This window comes from Psychrobacter muriicola 2pS (genome assembly GCF_904846535.1).
In the GTDB taxonomy this organism is placed as follows: domain Bacteria; phylum Pseudomonadota; class Gammaproteobacteria; order Pseudomonadales; family Moraxellaceae; genus Psychrobacter; species Psychrobacter aquimaris.
On sequence record NZ_CAJHBC010000001.1, the window covers coordinates 278,918 to 297,938 of the forward strand.

At 43.8% G+C, this 19,021-nt stretch carries 17 protein-coding genes; 3 read left to right on the top strand and 14 right to left on the bottom strand.

Features of this window, described 5'->3' with window-relative positions; genetic code table 11:
* Nucleotides 1-291: 291 nt before the first annotated feature.
* The 10 genes from JMX93_RS01150 to JMX93_RS01195 form a co-directional block, all read right to left on the bottom strand.
* Nucleotides 292-789, bottom strand: coding sequence for a CvpA family protein (locus JMX93_RS01150; protein WP_443509884.1), 498 nt, complete (start codon nt 787-789; stop codon nt 292-294).
* Nucleotides 790-925: 136 nt separating this feature from the next.
* Nucleotides 926-1,960, bottom strand: a complete 1,035-nt coding sequence (locus JMX93_RS01155) for a quinone-dependent dihydroorotate dehydrogenase (protein ID WP_499203597.1) — start codon at nt 1,958-1,960, stop codon at nt 926-928.
* A gap of 277 nt (nt 1,961-2,237) precedes the next feature.
* Nucleotides 2,238-2,783 carry a DUF4870 family protein gene (locus JMX93_RS01160; protein WP_443509885.1) on the bottom strand — a complete coding sequence of 182 codons (546 nt, stop codon included), beginning with the start codon at nt 2,781-2,783 and terminating at the stop codon, nt 2,238-2,240.
* Between the two features lie 165 nt (nt 2,784-2,948).
* Nucleotides 2,949-3,515 (bottom strand): type II secretion system protein M, encoded by a 567-nt coding sequence (locus tag JMX93_RS01165; protein ID WP_198331990.1) that lies wholly within the window; start codon nt 3,513-3,515, stop codon nt 2,949-2,951.
* A 48-nt stretch (nt 3,516-3,563) separates the two neighbouring features.
* The gene (gene gspL / locus JMX93_RS01170; RefSeq protein WP_443215283.1) at nt 3,564-4,817 is read right to left on the bottom strand and encodes a type II secretion system protein GspL; all 1,254 of its coding nucleotides are present in this window, start codon (nt 4,815-4,817) and stop codon (nt 3,564-3,566) included.
* A gap of 225 nt (nt 4,818-5,042) precedes the next feature.
* Nucleotides 5,043-5,501, bottom strand: coding sequence for a SixA phosphatase family protein (locus JMX93_RS01175; RefSeq protein WP_499203598.1), 459 nt, complete (start codon nt 5,499-5,501; stop codon nt 5,043-5,045).
* A gap of 39 nt (nt 5,502-5,540) precedes the next feature.
* Nucleotides 5,541-6,833 carry an NAD(P)H-dependent glycerol-3-phosphate dehydrogenase gene (locus JMX93_RS01180; protein ID WP_443215281.1) on the bottom strand — a complete coding sequence of 431 codons (1,293 nt, stop codon included), beginning with the start codon at nt 6,831-6,833 and terminating at the stop codon, nt 5,541-5,543.
* Between the two features lie 162 nt (nt 6,834-6,995).
* On the bottom strand, nt 6,996-7,583 hold the full coding sequence (locus tag JMX93_RS01185; protein ID WP_499203740.1) for a nitroreductase family protein: 588 nt from the start codon (nt 7,581-7,583) through the stop codon (nt 6,996-6,998).
* 279 nt (nt 7,584-7,862) lie between these two features.
* Nucleotides 7,863-8,963: a cell division protein ZapE gene (gene zapE / locus JMX93_RS01190; protein ID WP_198331995.1), complete on the bottom strand. Its 1,101-nt coding sequence runs from the start codon at nt 8,961-8,963 to the stop codon at nt 7,863-7,865.
* Between the two features lie 128 nt (nt 8,964-9,091).
* On the bottom strand, nt 9,092-9,751 hold the full coding sequence (locus JMX93_RS01195) for an alpha/beta hydrolase (RefSeq protein ID WP_499203599.1): 660 nt from the start codon (nt 9,749-9,751) through the stop codon (nt 9,092-9,094).
* A 303-nt stretch (nt 9,752-10,054) separates the two neighbouring features.
* Here JMX93_RS01195 and JMX93_RS01200 point away from each other — a divergent pair, with 303 nt between their 5' ends.
* From JMX93_RS01200 to xseB, 3 genes are all read left to right on the top strand, one after another.
* Complete coding sequence (locus tag JMX93_RS01200; RefSeq protein ID WP_198331997.1) at nt 10,055-10,423, top strand: hypothetical protein; 369 nt, start codon at nt 10,055-10,057, stop codon at nt 10,421-10,423.
* Nucleotides 10,424-10,624: 201 nt separating this feature from the next.
* Nucleotides 10,625-12,139, top strand: a complete 1,515-nt coding sequence (xseA, locus tag JMX93_RS01205) for an exodeoxyribonuclease VII large subunit (protein WP_499203600.1) — start codon at nt 10,625-10,627, stop codon at nt 12,137-12,139.
* 83 nt (nt 12,140-12,222) lie between these two features.
* On the top strand, nt 12,223-12,468 hold the full coding sequence (gene xseB / locus JMX93_RS01210) for an exodeoxyribonuclease VII small subunit (protein ID WP_443215279.1): 246 nt from the start codon (nt 12,223-12,225) through the stop codon (nt 12,466-12,468).
* Between the two features lie 7 nt (nt 12,469-12,475).
* Here the strand turns inward: xseB and pncB are convergent, their stop codons facing one another.
* The 4 genes from pncB to JMX93_RS01230 form a co-directional block, all read right to left on the bottom strand.
* Complete coding sequence (gene pncB / locus JMX93_RS01215) at nt 12,476-13,717, bottom strand: nicotinate phosphoribosyltransferase (protein WP_499203601.1); 1,242 nt, start codon at nt 13,715-13,717, stop codon at nt 12,476-12,478.
* A 281-nt stretch (nt 13,718-13,998) separates the two neighbouring features.
* Entirely contained in the window at nt 13,999-15,813 is a 1,815-nt protein-coding gene (gene msrAB, locus JMX93_RS01220) for a bifunctional peptide-methionine (S)-S-oxide reductase MsrA/peptide-methionine (R)-S-oxide reductase MsrB (protein ID WP_499203602.1), read from the bottom strand.
* Between the two features lie 292 nt (nt 15,814-16,105).
* Nucleotides 16,106-17,014 (bottom strand): ATP-binding cassette domain-containing protein, encoded by a 909-nt coding sequence (locus JMX93_RS01225; RefSeq protein WP_499203603.1) that lies wholly within the window; start codon nt 17,012-17,014, stop codon nt 16,106-16,108.
* A gap of 45 nt (nt 17,015-17,059) precedes the next feature.
* Nucleotides 17,060-18,991 (bottom strand): glycine betaine ABC transporter substrate-binding protein, encoded by a 1,932-nt coding sequence (locus JMX93_RS01230; protein ID WP_499203604.1) that lies wholly within the window; start codon nt 18,989-18,991, stop codon nt 17,060-17,062.
* Nucleotides 18,992-19,021 lie beyond the last annotated feature (30 nt).

Genomic DNA, 19,021 nt, shown 5'->3' on the forward strand with positions numbered 1-19,021 from the left:
TTTGACTCATACATTAGTACTACAATAACGGCAAAATTTCTGACAGTTCACTATTTAGATGTGAGCTGTCACTCACCGCCGACCTGATGATTGTTGTTCAGAATTTAACGAATATTTATCTTTTGACTATTAGAAAAATGCACTATTCATTGGCATTTATGGTCCCTAAATGTGATCAAATAAATTTTTATCAAGGATAAATTACAAAGACGATATGATAGAAGCGATAACCTCTAGCACCATAAACCCAAGCTAACAGCATCGAAGCATTAAAGGTTAACCGTAAAATGCTTACGACTGATTGACTTGATCCCAAGCCATACCTAACACATCTGAGACCAACGCTTTACCCATCGGTGCATAAGGCAATAGCTCAGGCGCGAGCACTGACGTTTGCCATTGTGGCATTTGCACCAGTAACGGCGCACTGACGCTAAGCACGACTAAGACCATCAGTATATTTTTAGCGGCACCCAGTACACCACCTGCCATTTTGTCAACGATACCCAAGCGTAAGGTTTTAAGCACTCCTGAGAATACAAATGCCACTAAGTGCATGATGGCCAATATGACTATCACCACCAATAAAAATGCCATTGCCATTTGTAAAACGGGGTTTTGCACGATACTTGATAGTTGCGGCGAAACCACTCCTGCCAAACGCGTGGCAGCGATAAGGGCAATAAACCAGCCAACCAAACCAACGGCTGTTTTAATCAATCCGACCTGAAAGCCGCGCCATAAGCCGATCAAAACAACAATAGCAATCACGATATCCAGACCACTCATGTTCTACGCCTCATACCTTATTGATTTTTATTGGATGTTTACTTCAGTTTTTGTGACACGTTAATCTTTGATGACTCAACCCAAAATACAGTTGTCTTGTGTATCTAATAGGTAATGAACTAGGAGTGTTGATGCGTTAGAGCTCCATCGCATCATAATAGCCACCGATTGCTTGAATACAAGACTGTACCAGCCCAGGACCACGATAAATAAGCCCCGTATAAAGCTGCACCATGTCGGCACCCGCTTCGATTTTTTTGACGGCTTTCGCACCACTGTCAATACCGCCGACGCCTATTAAAGCGACTTTACCATCTAGCTGATCGGAGAACTGTTGTAAAATTTGGGTACTAATGTGGCTGACTGGGCGACCGGATAGGCCACCTGCTTGGTCACCATCAGGTAGGTCTTCAACACCAACACGGCTCAACGTTGTATTGGTCGCAATCAACCCATCAATTTCAAAATCGAGCAATTGCTGCGAGATATAGTCCACTTGTAGCGGCTCTAAATCAGGAGCAACTTTCAATACCAGCGGCACATAAAAACCGTATTCAGTGGCTAATTGGCTATGACGGTTTTTGATCGTATGCAAAAGCTGGGTCAGTGCCTCACCACTTTGTAGATCACGTAAATTCTTAGTGTTTGGTGAGGAGATATTAACGGTGATATAGGAGGCATGCGGATAAGCACGCTCTAAACAATAGACATAATCGTCAGCGGCTTGCTCTACTGGCGTATCGGCGTTTTTACCAATATTAATCCCAATATTGCCTTTGTATTGACAGCGCTTGACGTTTTCGATCAGATAATCGATACCTTGGTTATTGAAACCCATTCGATTGATGATAGCATCTGCCTGCTTAATTCTAAACAGCCTTGGCTTATAATTGCCTATTTGCGGTCTTGGCGTGACCGTGCCCACTTCTATAAAACCAAAGCCCAGCTCAGCCAGCGCATCGATATAATCACCATTTTTATCCAGCCCTGCAGCTAGGCCGACCGGATTGGTGAATTGCAAGCCCATACAATCTGTGGGCTGCATTGACTGACCGTATACTAAACCTAAAACACGCGCTTTATGAGCTTTATCTAATAAAGATAAGGTCATTTCGTGGGCGTGTTCTGGATCCATCTTAAACAAAAAAGGGCGAAGTAAGGCATAAGACATAGTAATGGCAGACCCTGCTCGAAAGAAATAGTGAGTGAATAGTGCGAATAAAATCAAGCGCTGCGATTATATCAGCTTAACAGAAATAAGAGCAAAGTTTCATGCGCTAAATTTTGATATTGAAACAGCATTTGATTGAAACAGCGTTTGGATACCTAAATATTATGATGGGCTGCTGCCACATATCGTCAGCTACGTAAAAAAACAAGAGAAAAGTCCGCATTCGCAGCCCTATCTAAAACGTAGACAGCACCTTATATACCAATCATGGTGATAATTAAGGCACGGGGCGACCATCAGTCAATGCTATCCAACCACGGACGATACGATAAAGATGCCATATAAAGGTAAAAATCATGATTAGTAGGCCAAATACCGCTAATAGTACCGAACCAATAGCGATATTACCGCTATCAGCCAGCATGCTGAGGCCAAACCCACCTAGTGCAAAGGTAATGATAATAATACCGACAAAGAAGAATACGATGCTATACCAAAAGGTCTTAATCTGCCAATCGAAATGCGTGGCCAGCCACGAACCCTCTGCATCATGGCGCTTCGCATAGTTCATCACAATTGGCACAATCCAAAGTAATCCCGCAGTAAAATAGCTGATTATGTATAGAAAATACGTAATGTGGTTATAAGTGATTAAAGAACGGCGCTTACCATTGCTCATATTGTCGCTCGCCCCATAGTCCTGTCTTTGCTGAGTTACTTCATAATCAAATGCAGCTTCGACTGACGCATTATCTTGGTGTTCAGCAGTTCTGGTCTGCTGATGGATACGCGTGTCCGGTTTGCGATCAGAAGATTGATTCATCTTAAATATCCATCTCTGCCTGTGTAATAATTAGTTAATTGTGCCAAACATGCAATTTTTCAATGACGCTAACGACAAATGACTATTTTAGAAATTGATAATCGATAAATTTGGGGCTGTAGTAGATCAAAATTAAAATACATCCAGTTTCAATAGCCTATCGATTTATGAGATGACAGTCGCTTGCACTTGAATGGCTTTGGTAGCCAAGTCTTGCTGTATCGATAGCTGAGTGAACTGCCAGCCTTGCTGTTCAAGTTTGCCAAGTGCTGTGCTAACCACCGCTTGACTGGCATGATTAAAGCTCAGTTGCACGGCATCACCCGTCGCAACGACTTGGGCGTTGGCAATACCTGAGTCGTTTAATAATACACTGATACCATTGGCAGGTGGCATGGCGGCTTCACCATCCGCCGTATTCATCGCATTACTATCGATGTTACCCGCTTGGGCGCGCAACCAAAAATAATCAGCCACTTGCTCTTGATAGTCGCGCTTACTGTCGTTTGCTGCTTGATGAATACTATAGCCACCGTAGCCACCAATAAACAATAATAAAAACATAGACAATACGGCCAACGCCAACTGATCACGCGGCGAAAGTGCCTGCCAGCGTAACGATAGCACCTGTTGGAAGTTGCTTACACGCGCTGACAGCACGTTGGCGCCAATACTTTTACTGGTCTCTGGAGTGATGTTATTACGTTTGGTGCGGCGCTGTAATCGTTTCATTTTCCAACCTTTTTGACTTTTATTACCACTGCCTAGTTGGCAAATAAATTATGATGCCGCCACATTGGTTTGTGTAGCGTCATTTTCTACGACATTCACCGTCACTTGACCACTAAACTGCCCTTGCTCATTACTGTTTACTTGTGCAAGCTTGGCATTTAAACCCTGCGCAACAAGTGTGCTTGTAAATTGATCAAGACTATTACGGTCAGGGGCAATCAAAGTAAAGCTGAGTGCTGATGGCTGCATCACTAACGCTTGTGCCCGCAGTGAAGACTGTTTGATTAACGGGGATATGCGAGTCAATGCTGCCATGTGTGAGGCTGGTGCTTGGCTGTCACTGCGCAGCTTTGGTTGCAATTGCACTTGCAGTTTGGTGCGCGAGCTTAATGGCTCATTTGGAAACCAAGCTTGATACTGCGCCGCAATCTCAGCTTTGGTCGCTACCGTCGCCTTATTATACTGATACCACTGCACGCCATCGGTCGCCATCTGTAATACCAGTGCCGATAACGCTACCATCGCTGCCACACGCAAATACGGTGAGAGCTTTGAGTCCGTTGATTTAATAAAGAAATTAAGCGCGTGACGCTCAGGGCTGGCAACAGGCTTGGGCGTCGTGGTCAATGTGGTTAATAACAGCTGGTGATCTGCAACAATCGCGGCTGTTTGCGCCATAAAGTTCATGGGCATGGACGAATGTGATGGCTGTGAAGTCTCATTTGTAGCCGTTATGGGCGGCAATAGGCTCACTTCACTTAAATGCGGGAAACGTTCAAAAATTAAGGGTAAATAACTGACAGCCATGCCTTGTCGCAATGACTGACGCAGTAGCATGGTTTGCGCATCCTGATACAGTGTTACTTGCTGACCTGCTCCCTCTTCTGGCGTTGGCAGCAATAGAAAATCAGGCAGTAACGCCGTGATGCTCATGCCAGCGAGCTTAGCACTCTGCTGCCATGACTCGATATCGCTTTGCGCCAGTGCATACAGTTGGTGATTGTCCGCTTCACTGATTTGCCGAATGGCCAATTGCTCGACAGGGGTCAAGGATGTCTCTTCAAACAAGTATTGCTTGCCACTATTGCCCAGCTGTTTAAGCTGAGTCGTATTAAGCTCAGTATCTACCTGCAATATATGGCTTGATGGAAAATATAGACACAAATTTTTCTGTACATTGGTTTTATAATTGCCGTAGACCGTTTGCAGCTGTTGCCAACCATCAACCGTTTGCCATTGCTGAATATCTTCATGCCAGACAGCTATCGGGCTATGCTGCGCTCGTAACCAAACATGTAACACTAAGCGTGTCCTTAATTATTAAAGCTGTTTTAAAGGTAAGATGTAGACAATTTCATTCTGATGCAGGTTGGTTGGCTGACTGTCATCATTGCTATCTTGTCATAGCTAAAATCTGATGATTTGGTGGCTAAATTTTTAATAGCCAACCCTTATTTAGCCCAGTTTAACACCACTAAGTGTCAATAGACTAAGCGTCAACAGGATCACTGACGATTCGACCTAATCTCAATACGGCTGCTCAGGCACAAAACGGTCAATCTCTTTTGCCATACCTGCCATTATAAAGTCCATCTCAAACACTCTTGCTTCTGCAAGAGAAAATGACTCAGGATAATCACCAGTTAATAGGCCAGCGATATAAGCAACGATAGACATATGACACACCACGACCAGACACTCAGCGTCAATATCCGCAATATCTATTAAAGCTTGACGCGCATCATCAGAAGGCGTGATATTTTCCTGTACGATTGCTGGAACCTCGGGCGCGCGCGACTGAAATGCTGCTAGCGTCTGCTGCGCCCTATCATAAGGACTGACGACAAAATAATCAGGATGATAGTGAGTCATCACATACTCTGCCGTCTGCATTGCTTGCTGTTGACCAAAGTCAGTTAACTGGCGGGCGCTGTCTGGGCGCGACTCATCTTCTGCTTGACCATGACGTACTAGTATAATTTTCATAACCTTCCTTGGTGCACTACATTTGTCATAACAATGACATTATTGATTGTCCGCATTATCGTCATCTTTGGCGCTGTCACTTGATGTTTTCATCTGCGCAGTCAGCGCCGCATTACTATGATCATGTGCCATCACAAATTCAACATCACTACGGAAGCCCGCTTCCATGAGATGTAACGCCACACCTAGTGCTGCTTTATCTTCATAAATGACCGCATACAACGCATGGGTAATAGGCATATAAATGCCTTCTTTGGTGGCTTTCTCATGCACTTGCTGAATGGTATTGACCCCTTCAGCCGTTTGACCAAGTTTTTTCACCGCGGCATCGATACTCATACCGCGACCGAGCATGTTACCGATACGATAGTTACGACTGAGCTCCGAGCTACAAGTGGCGTATAAATCACCAACACCTGACAACCCTAAGAAGGTAAGCGGGTTAGCGCCCGCCTCAACCCCAAAACGGCTCATCTCTGCCAAGGCACGAGTTAATATCATCGCCTTGGTATTTTCACCAACATCATAAGCCGCTGCCATTCCCATGGCAATCGCATAAATATTTTTTAGTGCACCGCCAAGCTCCACACCTTTGACATCATCACTGGCAAATACTCGAAAAAATGCACTATGTAACGCAGCTTGTACGGCATGGCGCAATGGCTCAGACTCACTGGCGATAACGGTAGCCGATGGCATGTTTTTCATGATTTCTATCGCAAGGTTTGGCCCCGACATGACACCAAAATTCACTTCAGGCAGCTCATCTTTAATAATGTCGCTCATCATGGCAAAAGTATCTTTTTCCATCCCTTTGGTTAATGACACAATAGACTGACCACTAATGAAAGGAGCAATATTCTTTAGGGTCTCCCGAAAAGCCAAACCCGGCACAGCAATAAAAATGATGTCTTTGTCTTTAACAGCTGCTGCCAAGTCATGGCTATATTTAAGGCGATCATCAAGCTTATAACCTGGTAAATATTTTTTATTGGTCTTCGTTTTTACCATCGCCTTTACCGTACGCTTGTTACGTACCCACAGCGTGGTATCACAGCCATTGCGTGCAGCCAAGTTTGCCATTGCTGTACCAAAACTACCACCGCCTAAAAACGCCAAACGTAGCTTGGTAGGATTACTGTGAATATCCGCCATATTTTTTGCCACTGCTGACTCTACTGCACTAGGATTGAGTTTTTTACGGCCAATACCCGATTTGGTAGCACGTTCGATGATACCTGCCAGCAGACTGTTTTGCTTTTCAGGTGCATTCATATCCATCTCAGTGTTATCGCTACTGATGTCTTTATTGCTATCATTAGGGCTGGTCATTTGCTGTTATCCGTATTGGCTGATTTATTATTAATAGAATTTATCATGATTTAGACGCTTTGGGATACTGAGTCTCTCTATCTTTTTACTATACGACCAACTGTCTTTTTAGAAGGCAGTATTCGTTAAGCGAAAAGACTCAGTAAACAGCGCTTAGATATATTATGACTCAAATCGCAATAAAGACTCGATATCAATCGGTTTACGGGCGGGTTCATTTTTAGGACTGGTGCCAGTATAAACAAAAGCCGTGACATAATCATCTGGACCAACGTCAAAATATGATTTAACAGCGGGTTCGTTACACAGCAGTCCCGTACGCCACACTGTACTAAAGCCTTGGGCTTTTAGCGCCAAAATCAGGTTTTGTACAGCCGCACCCGCACTTAGCATTTGTTCAAAAGGGGGGACTTTTTTATGCGCTTGTATTTTTGTGACAACCGTGATGATGACGGGCGCTCTTAATGGCATGGCCTGAGTTTTTGAGATGTCCTTTTCGGACAGCAGCGTTTCGCCCTCTTGCATAGCTTTGGCTTGGGCCGCTGTGACCAAGGCATCCCCCAATTCATGACGGGCATCACCCTGCGTCACTATAAAACGCCATGGGCGCAGTTTTTTATGATCTGGCGCGGTCGCCGCACACTCAATCGCTGTTTCAATTTGGGCATGTGTGGGTGCTGGCGTGTCTAAATTTCCCATACTGCGCCTTGAGTTGATCCAGCCAATCATTTCTTCACTGGTAATCGGCATACTGTCTGTGGTGATGTCTTTGGTCGACAGTTTTTTATCATTTTCATCGGATGTAGTCATTACCGCTCCTTATTTATTATTATTTTTTATGCAAAAAACTAATGCTTTTATACTTTTTTTTGCTCTCAATACTGTCAAAAAACACGCCTTGCCGAACGCATGCTAGGGCGTGTGCTCAATTCAATCAATGAACATTTACCCTAGTATTGAGTGTGAGTGATTTGAATGGAAGACCATGAGCGTTTTAATCGACAACTTGTAGATTACCATCGGCTTTGATTATGCTGCATCATCGACCCGATGCTCCATGCGCAGATAATCCTCTGACTGCATCTCAAGCAGGCGCGAGCGTGTCCGTTCAATCTCAAACGCCAATTTCTCTCCTTGATACAAGTCCAAAATCGACTGCTGTGCTCTAACCAGCAACTTAACACGGCGATCATAAAACTCATCAACCAGATAAATAAACCGACGGGTCGGATCACGTAAGTCATCATCTAAGGCGGGCACGGCATTGACCAATACTGTGCTGAACTGCTTAGCGATTTCAATGAAATCAGACGCAGAACGCGGCTCCATACATAAATGACGGAAATCACAGAATAAAATATCTTCAGTGCGAGCATTTATTCTGATTTCGCGGCCATTAATCGTAATTGGCTCATTACTGATTTTTTGGTTATTAGATAAACTGGCAAAACGGTTGGCTAACCAATGGTGATTCGCTTTCGTCATTGGCGATTCATATAGCTCTGCCTGCTGCAATACGCGCAAACGATAGTCGATACCAGAATCGATATTCATCACCGTAGTATGACGCTCCACTTCAGCGATAGCGGGCATAAAACGGTCACGATGTAAGCCGTCTTTATACAATCCTGATGGCTCAATATTTGAGGTGGCGACTAATGTAATACCACGATTGAACAGCATGGTAAACAAATCACCTAAAATCATGGCATCGGAGACGTTAGAAACAAAGAATTCATCGAAACAGATAATAATTGCTTCTGCATGAATAATGTCGGCGACTTTTTCTAACGGATCGCTCTCACCTTGTAGCTTGTTTAGCTCTTGATGGACGCGCTGCATGAAATGATGAAAATGCAGACGCATCTTGCGATCAATGGTCAATGAATCATAAAACATATCCATCATCCATGTTTTACCACGACCTACCCCGCCCCACATATACAAACCCGTTGGCGCTGTCGGCTTAGACTTTAAAAAGCTAAAAAAGCCTTTCTTCTGTGGCGCACTATTGATGAGCTGATGATGTATCTCATCAAGATAGCTCATGGCCTTAAATTGCTGCTCATCTCGAGTAAATTCGTCCGTACTGACGGCTTGCTCGTAACGTTGCAATGGAGATAAACTCATAATACGACTCATCATTAGACAAAATAAATAGTAAGGTAATGGTTGATTCTGCATGAACTCATCAAAGTAAAACGATCAGAGCTCATGACTTGATAGCGGGCTTCTATCCTAATATTACTAGGTAATAACTAAGAGTCGCTACCAAAAGTATGCTGTTCTAATAAACTTTTTAGCTCTGATAGACGTCCATGAAAAAAATGCCCTGCACCATCCACGACGCTGACAGCAATCCCTAATCGCTCCGCAAATGCTTTCATATTATCAGGGTCAATCACTTCATCAGCATTGCCATAAATCTCAAAAGTTTTATCGGCTGGTAAGCTTATATTACTGCTGTCGTTTTTTTCAACGGATGGCGCAATAAGAGCGATTTTAGTAATCTCAAAATCGTCTAGCCCCCAAATATGAGAGGCTTCAAGCACCTGCTCAGCCACCCGTGCTGTCACATAACCGCCAAAAGAGAAACCACCCAACCATAACTTGCGCGCATTGGTTTGCTCTGCAATCCATTGTAGCACGGTCATTGCATCTACGACTTCACCATCCGCATAATCGTGCTCGCCAGTCGACTGCCCAACACCGCGAAAGTTAAAGCGTACCACGTGCATACCATTATCACGAGCAAAGCGATACATCGTCGTCACCACTTTATTATTCATCGTACCATCGAATAACGGATTGGGATGACACAATAACGCCACTGTATCGGTATTTGGATCGTTAGGATTGTCTTGTTGCCAAAGCGCGTCGACTTCGAGCACACCAGCAGGAGCAGGAATTAATGGCATAAAATTACTTATTGGTTAAAAATGAATAGGTCAATTATCCTAGATATGGTTTATATTTCAAGTGATTTGCTGTGTCACAGTGCAGCTTATTTTCATTTTCGCTCATAATACGTAAATAGCGCCTATGAATATGTGAGGTCTCTGCAATACCGCACACAATAACCGACTAGACACCCCAGAGCCGAATAGGTTAGATTCATCATAGTTGTTGAGCCACATTTGGATCGATACGTACATGGCATACCATCAACTTTGTTTTGATATTCAACTTTGCGTATGACTGACAGACATTAGGAATCGTTTATGAATACTATTAATAAAACCGCAACACTGACAGCTACTTTAGCGGCAGCACTCGCTCTCAGTGCTTGCCAAACTACCCCTTCATCACCAGTTATCCAACGCGCCAACTCTATTTATGAGACGACTGGTATCGCCGATAGCAAAGTAAAAGCACAGCAAAATGCGATAGACAGCGCACAAAAGACTTGCAGAAGTAAGCAAGTTATCATTGTCGATGACAAAGTCACTTATAACGGTATTTTAGATGAACGTACTGGCCGTATGGTTGGACAAGCGGGTGCGGTTATCGGCTCAATCTTTGGTACTGGCTCGCCAGATTTATCACGTGATGACGATTACGAGTATACAATCAACTTTCGTTGCCAATAAAATAATCATTATTTCATAAAGCACTTATTATCTCATAAAGCATTTAGCCAATAAGTCAGCGATAAGAATATATTAATCGCTGACTTATTGGCTTCTCTTTTTGTGTGGTCGCTTTTGGGGTAAACTATCCTTTCTGATTTTTTATGAATCTTACTCTATAAACAGCCAGTTTTTAAGCTTCCTCACTTTTGGTCTATTATTATGCGCAAACCTAACCTGTCAAATATTAAACCAGCTAAAGTCTTAGAACCTGCTAAAGATTTAGCGACCTTGGAGGCCGAGTTAGCTGAACAAGAAAATAGTCTCGAAGTCAATTTAGAAGATACCGTTCTGCGGCTGAGTGACTATTTGTCAGCCGTTGATATGGTTATCAAGCAAACCTTTAACCACCGTGTATGGGTGAAAGCCGAGATTCGCAATTTATCAAGCAAAGGTGGGCATTATTACTTTGAGCTGGCAGAAAAAGATGATGAAGGCAAAGTTATCGCTAGCTGCCGTGGTAATCTCTGGCGCTTTAAAGCGGCGCGGGTATTAGCAAAATTTGAGCGCGCAACGGGTATGCCGCTTGACCGTGATTTAACGGTATTGCTTAAAGTATCGGCAGGCTTTCACGCACAGTATGGATTCTCCCTCACCATTGAAGATATCGACCCTAGCTACACGTTAGGCGACTTGGCACGGCAATACGCAGAAATGGTCGATCGCTTGACGGGAGAAGGTTTATTAACCCTTAATCAACAGCTACCTGTTCCATTTGATATTGAGCATGTGCTGGTCATCGCCCCTGAAAAAGCCGCTGGATTGGGCGACTTTCAAGCCGACGCTGATCGCTTAGCACGCACAGGTGCCTGTCATTTCCATTATCATAACGCTACCTTTCAGGGCAATCATGCACCAAGCGAAATCCGCCAAGCAATCGTTAACGCCCAACAGCAGTTTTACGACACTTATGAGCGTCTACCAGACTTATTGGTGATTATTCGTGGCGGCGGTGCAGTCGGTGATTTGGCGTATCTCAACGATTATGAGCTGGCAGCTCTCGTTGCCGAGCAGCCCATCCCTGTCTGGGTTGGCATTGGTCACGAGCGTGATAAAGTGATTTTAGATGAAGTGGCGCATACTAGCTTTGATACGCCGTCAAAAGTGATTGCCGCTATCATGACGCATTTAGCCCAATTGGTCTCTCAAACGCTGCAATACCAAGCGCAAATCAAGCAAGCAGCCCAGCGTCAATTAAACACCGCTGAGCAACAAACGACACGCCAGTTAAGCCAAATACAATCACAAACGATTGGTCAATTAACGGCACTGCAAAAAGACAGTGATTACGCGTGGCGTAGTATTCAGCAAAGTGCCCAGCGACAGGTGAAACAAGCCGCTAGACTCACCAGCGAGCTACGCACAAAAACTCAAGCGTCTGCCTATCAGCAGTTAGCAGTGGCTGCTAGCGCCAGTCAAAATAGTCAAAAAACGATTATGCATTCGGCACAGCAGCAGTTAATACAAGCACAGCGTGATAGCGAACATCTGCGTGATATTGTGCTTCTGCACCGTCCTTCTCGGGTGCTCAAGCAAGGCTATACCATGCTTACTGATGCAAAAGACAAGCAGATACTGACCAGCAGTACGCAGCTCCATCCAGAACAAACGGTGCACATCCTCTTAAAGGACGGTAAAGCAAAAGCACAGATTATTGACGTAAATATGAATCACTAGGGCGTGTCCTCAATTCAAATCAATCAAGTATTATCTAACCATTCCTTCTCTTCTAACCGTTATTTTAAAAACTAGGAAACCTTATGACAACCCCTACTCGCCGACGCAAAAAAGCCGCCCCAAAAACCTTTAAGGCGGCTTATGATATTCTAAAAACCAATGCCGCTGAATTGCAGCAACAAGATGAGCCAGATATTGATAATCTGATGACAACGGTTGAAGAGTCGATTGCTGCCTATCGCGTTTGCGAAACCCGCATCAATGCAGTACAGCAAGCACTAGATGCAGCCTTCGCTGAAGAAGATAAAACCGAAAGTAGCGACAGTTAAACAAGCTCTATTCAGGTTCATCAACCTCAAATACTTGGCGCAAATAGGCAAGATATGTATCATTATTGATCATGGTCTTGCCTGGACTGTCTGACAGTTTAGCGACCGGCTGCCCATTGCATTCAACCAATTTTAAGACGATATTTATCGGGGTGATACCCATGTCATTGGTGAGGTTGGTACCAATACCAAAACTGGTCTTTATTTGACCTTTAAAATACTGATGTAAATCCCAAGCCTTATTCAAATCCAAACCGTCACTAAAAGTCAAAATCTTCGTTCTTGGGTCTATTTTAAGCTTTTTATAATGAGCAATCGCCTTATCACCCCAGATATACGGGTCACCACTATCATGACGCAAACCATCAAACAGCTTGGCAAAATACAAATCAAAATCGCGTAAAAACGCATCCATGCCAACGACATCAGTCAGCGCAATACCCAAATCGCCGCGATACTCATGTACCCATGCTTCAAGCGCCGCTGTTTGTGAATTCCGCAAACGCACATCCAAAGCCTGAAATGCCTGCATAAACTCATGTGCCATCGTACCGATTGGCGTCATGCCGAGTTTTTTTGCTAAATAAACATTGGAAGTGCCGCTCACTATTTTTGGTTCAGCTTTATGCAGGGTCTCAACCACATGGGCTTGCCAAGCTTTGCTAAAACGTCTACGAGTACCAAAATCAGCGATAATTAATGGCGGGGTATTAGCATCACATTTTGCCTGCTCTGTCGCATACTGATGCAACAATATGACTTTTTCATCCAATCTACGCTGCCCTTCTTCAATCACACTGGCATTTGATAGCGCATCAAAATATAGCTCATTAACGATCGCGAGTACAAATACTTCAAAGAACATCGCTTGAATCATCGGCCCTTCGATATCGATAAATAAGCGACCTTTATCATCCGTACTGACGGTAATAAAACGACGTTTCAACTTAAACAATTCTAGATAGTCAACGAAGTCTGAGCGCATAAACCGCAAACCACGTAAGTATTCTAGTTCATCCTCTAAAAATCGCAATTCACATAAATTGTCTAGTTGCTGCTCTAGCGCCTCTTTAATATCAGCCAATGGATACAGCGCGTCTTTGTTATTACGACAGCGAAAGCGATAAACACCATGTGTCTGTGGAAACTGATGCAGCATGGCTTGCAACATCGTAAATTTGTATAAATCATTATCAAGTAAAGACGTAATAATAGGTTCAAAAGGTTTAGAGGTATGAGTAACGGTCATGTTACAGCCTTAAATACAAAAATGAAAAGCCGCCAAACAAATCCAGCGACGAAATAGGTATACGTAACCATAAAGGTGTTAATAATAGAAAACTCTCAGCTTTTGAGTATAACGAAGTTTGGTTGGTTTTTCATAATTCAACGGCTATAACAGCAAAAATATAACGATAATAAAAAGAACCCGTGTACTGTGATAGTATTTATACTCAATGCATAAACTATAAAAAAGACGCTAAGAATCCTCTTAACGTCTTTTTTATAGTCGATTATCAATATTAATAATTAAGGTTTTGCAGGCTTAACCAACTTCACTAATGGCGCATAGCCTGACTGCGGCATCACATCGACAGGGATAAACTGTAGCGCCCCACCATTGATACAATAGCGCAGACCGCCACGATCTTTTGGCCCATCTGGAAATACGTGACCCAGATGTGAGTCTGCTACTCGCGAACGAACTTCAGTACGTACCATATTAAAGGCGGTATCTTCATGCTGAGTAATGACTTGCATATCAATCGGTTTGGTAAAGCTCGGCCAACCACAACCAGACTGGTACTTATCGGTTGATAAGAACAGTGGCTCACCACTCACCACGTCGACATATATACCTGGCGCAAACAAGTTATCATATTCATGACTAAAGGCGCGCTCAGTACCAGCATCTTGCGTGATATTATACTGGGCTTTGGTCAATGTATTTTTTAATGCACCTTTATCAAATCCCGCATAACGCTTAGGATCTAAGGTCTCAGCAACCGTGCTCACAGGCGCAAGCTTGGTACGTGCGGTGCCTTCTGGCTTATCATCAGCCAAACTTAAATCAACATGACAATAGCCGTTTGGATTTTTTGCCAGATAATCTTGATGATACATTTCAGCTAAGTAGAAATTGTCTAGCGGCTCATTTTCTACCACAACTTTTTGCTTATACTGGCTTTGCACGCGCTTGAGTGCGGCATCAATCACTGCTTTATCTTCTTTATCAGTGTAATAAACGCCTGAGCGGTACTGCACACCGCGATCATTGCCTTGTTTGTTAAGGCTCGTTGGATCAATCACGCGGAAGTAGTATTTTAAGATGGTATCAAGGTCTGTTTTGTCCGCATCGTAAGTGACTTTGACGGCTTCGGCATGACCTGAGCCACGAATCACTTGCTCGTAGCTTGGATTGGCAGTATCGCCATTGGCATAGCCTGATACTGCATCGACGACACCCTCGACGCGCTCCATATAAGCTTCTACGCCCCAAAAACAGCCACCTGCCAAATAGATTGAGCGCGTATTAATCGCTTTGCCTTTATCGTTATAATAAACGCCATCTTTTTGTTTGATGGTTTCAATTTTACTGTTGTTGTCTAATGTTTGCGCGTTTGCTGGTTTAGCACTACCTGCTTTAAGCTCAGCAAAATCATTATTGGCATTTTCAGCGAGGGCGTAGGCTTGCTTTGCCGATATATTACCTTTTACCAAATGCACCAAGTTACCGCTTTTATCGAGTATCGCCCAGCTTGGATAAACTTGCACGCCAAGCTTATTAATCAGCTCGCCTGAAGCGTCAGACAATACTGGTAACTTTGGATAGTCAGCTTGGACGCCTGCATACCAAGTGCTAAAGTCGTTATCGGCTTTTTCGTTTAGATGACCGGGACTGACAACAGTAACGACATTTAAATCAGCGAACTTGGGATCGGTGCGCCATTCTTCGGTTTCTGCCAACGTACCCAAGCATAATGGGCACCAGCTTGCCCAAAATTTAATCAATGTCGGTTTATTAGGATCAATGACTGCTGTGCCCGTATCACCTAAGCCTTTTGTTAATTGTGGCAGTGCTTGCATTTGTCCAAGCATATCAGAGGGCAGCATGTCACGTGAGCTAGTCACACCACTGTTTTGCTTGGCTGATTTAGTACTGCTACTTGCATTACTCTCCGCACTACTCATTTGTCCACAAGCGACTAATATGCCAGCGCTCAGCACTGTCGTTATACCAACAGCACTGACGTTCTTCAACCAACATGATGAATCAGGTGATGAGCCTGTCGCTAACTTGTTAATCTTACTACGACTATTATGACGAATTTTCTTATGCGGCATGAGAGGTCCTTTTTACGAAGTCTTACGATCATGAACTGAGTTTGTGTGCTCGCTAATGGTCTTCTTACGTGATCAATGAGAGTGGATAAATCGAGATTTTAGCAAAGCTGACACACTATTAGAGTATCTTAACAGTATACATTGATGATGGAGTTTACTTTAATAGTAACTAACGGGTTACTACACTTTTTTAACAACAGTGTAAGAATGACGATATAGACAGAAATCTGTCATTTTGCAGGTGCAATTTATAAAACAGCATGTTATAAAACAACATCGTGTTATTTTTAAATTAAATTTTGGCACGCATAAATTGAGCCACATAATCATCAGCGGGGTTATGGCGCAATTCACTGGGTGTATCCGTTTGTACCAAACGCCCGCCATTTAAAATACTAATACGCTGACCGACCTTAATCGCTTCATCGATATCATGAGTGATAAAGACGATGGTTTTATTTAGCCGTGCTTGTAGCTCAAGTAGTTGGTCTTGTAATTGGGCACGAATGAGGGGATCAAGAGCAGAGAAAGCCTCGTCCATCAGCAATATCGGATTATCAGTTGCCAAGGCACGCGCCAGCCCCACACGCTGCTGCATCCCTCCTGACAGCTCATCAGGGTAGCTTTTCTCCAAATTTGATAGCCCAACTTCATTGAGCCAGTGCCGAGCAACCTCGTGGCGTTCTTTGATACTCATTTTTCGCACCCGCAAACCGTAAGCGACGTTTTGCATCACTGTCATATGTGGCACCAAACCAAAATGCTGAAAAACCATACTGATTGTCTGCTGGCGATAATGCTGTAGCGCTTTATCATTTAGTTCTAAAATATTGATAGCAGACGATGATTTTCCATTTTCTAATAAATCAGTAGAGGATTTGGCATTAGTGGAGGGCTTAGTATTAGTAGACGGCTTCGCATTAATAGAAGTATCAACCCATATTTTACCGCTAGTTGGGTCAATCAAACGATTGATATGGCGTATCAAGGTTGATTTCCCTGAACCTGATAAGCCCATAATACAATGCAGCTCACCTGCTTTAACGCTTAAATTGATATCATAAAGCCCGACCGAATAGCCTGTTTGTTCCTTTACCTGAATACTATCCATACCTTCTGCTAGTAATGCCAATGCAGAACTTGCCTGCGAGCTACTGGCGTTATAAATCTTGCTGATATTTTCCAATTGAATATGATTCATGATGGCTCTCATTTTTATTTTTCTAGTTATCATTATGATTAATAATCAACCAATGGGATGCCTGCCAGCATCGATGGTTTTTTGCCGAGCACGCTTACCTTGACCGAACGCTTGCGTAATGCGGTCAATGATAATGGCAACGATGACAATCGCCGTGCCTGCTTGCAAGCCCTGACCGATATTAAGCGTTTGAATCGATTGCAACACATCTTCGCCAAGCCCCGGTGCGCCAATCATAGAGGCGAGTACCACCATAGAGAGCGACATCATCACGGCTTGATTCACGCCCGCCATAATACTGGGTAATGCTTGCGGCAATTTAATCCAAATGAGTAACTGCAAGTGCGTACTACCGAACGAGCGCCCTGCTTCGACCATCTCGTGATTGACTTGAGTAATCCCCAATGTCGTTAGCCGAATCAGTGGTGGCAAGGCATAAATAATGGTGGCAAATAACGCAGGCACTTTACCAATCCCAAATAACATCAATACAGGTATCAAATAGACAAAACTTGGCATGGTCTGCATCACATCCAGTATCGGCGTCACAACCTTGCGAAGAATTTGACTACCTGACATAGCAATACCCATAGGAATACCAATTACCACCGTAACCAACACAGATACGATGAGCAATGCAAAGGTATCAATCAGTGCGCCCCACAGTCCAAATGCGCCAATTAAAAACAGTCCTACGCCGCATGCCAGCGCAAACCATATTTTGCGGACACCAAACCATGCTAATACGGTTACCAGCGCAATAATTAGCCAAGGCGGCATAACGGTTAATAGACGCTCAATGGGTAACAATAGATAGGTTAATGCCATGGTACTGATGCTACGAAACACATCGCCATAATTTTGGACGACGCTTGATAATGTATTATTAAGCGGCGTCTCAAGTGACCAAGAAGGAAAGCTTGATAATGGGGTTAGTCGGTTAGCACTAGAGGCAGTTGTATCAGCAGTGATAGCAGCGCCCGTTAAGCTAATGCCTAACTTAGCAGCAAGGTTAGTGGCTGCTTCATCAGACAACCATGCTTGCCAAACATCAGGGTTATTACGTAGAAACTCGACTGCTTGTTCATCGCCGCTACGCTTATTCTCATCCATCTCTAAAATTGCGCCGTTAAGCTGATCAGGGGTGAACTGCACTTTTGCAAAAGCATCCGATAGCTCAGGGTTATCAGTAGCAAACTGTCTAGATACCGCGATAGCTAAAGGCGAAACCGCAAAGTCGCTCACGCAATCGGAAGTGCCATTCGCGACCAGTAGATCTTGCCAACAGGCATCGTCATAAGCTGGAAAGTCCAACTCTGCAAAGTCATATTTGGCGATAAGACCAGTCGGCTGCCAGTAATAGAATAATAACGGCTTACGTTGCTCAAAGGCGGAAGCAATCTCGGCGTTAAGCGCAGCGCCTGTGCCAGGTTGCACATTATTAAAGGTGCTATCTAAACCAGTGTTTTTAAGTAAACGTGTATTAAATACCTCACAGGACCAACCGGTAGGACAATTAATAAAGCGTGATCTATCTGGGTCTTCAGGATCTTTAAACAGCTCAGCATATTTAGGTAAGTCTTGATAGCTTCGTAAGCCAGGATTATCATCTATTACATATTGCGGGACGTACCAGCCTTGAGTGGCCCCGCCTTTTAGCGTATCGCCAATGATATCTATCTTGCCATCTGCTATGTCTTTTTCCATAGCGGGAGAACGTCCGTCCCAACGTTCACTGACTACTTGGATATCATTTTGTGCTAGCGCACTGTTGAGTGCTGGATCGGCACCTGGCACTTCTTCAGTCGTGCAGCCATAGCCACCTTCAGCGATGTATTTGAGGATGCCTGTGCTAAATTGCCCGCTCTCCCATGTCAACGCGCCAAACTTGATCGGGGTCTCACATTCTGCGGACGCTGATAAAGGAAATAACAACGAACTTATCAATAATAAGCTTAACGCAATCCATTGGCGCATAGGATATCCTATTCATGATTTTATTATTAA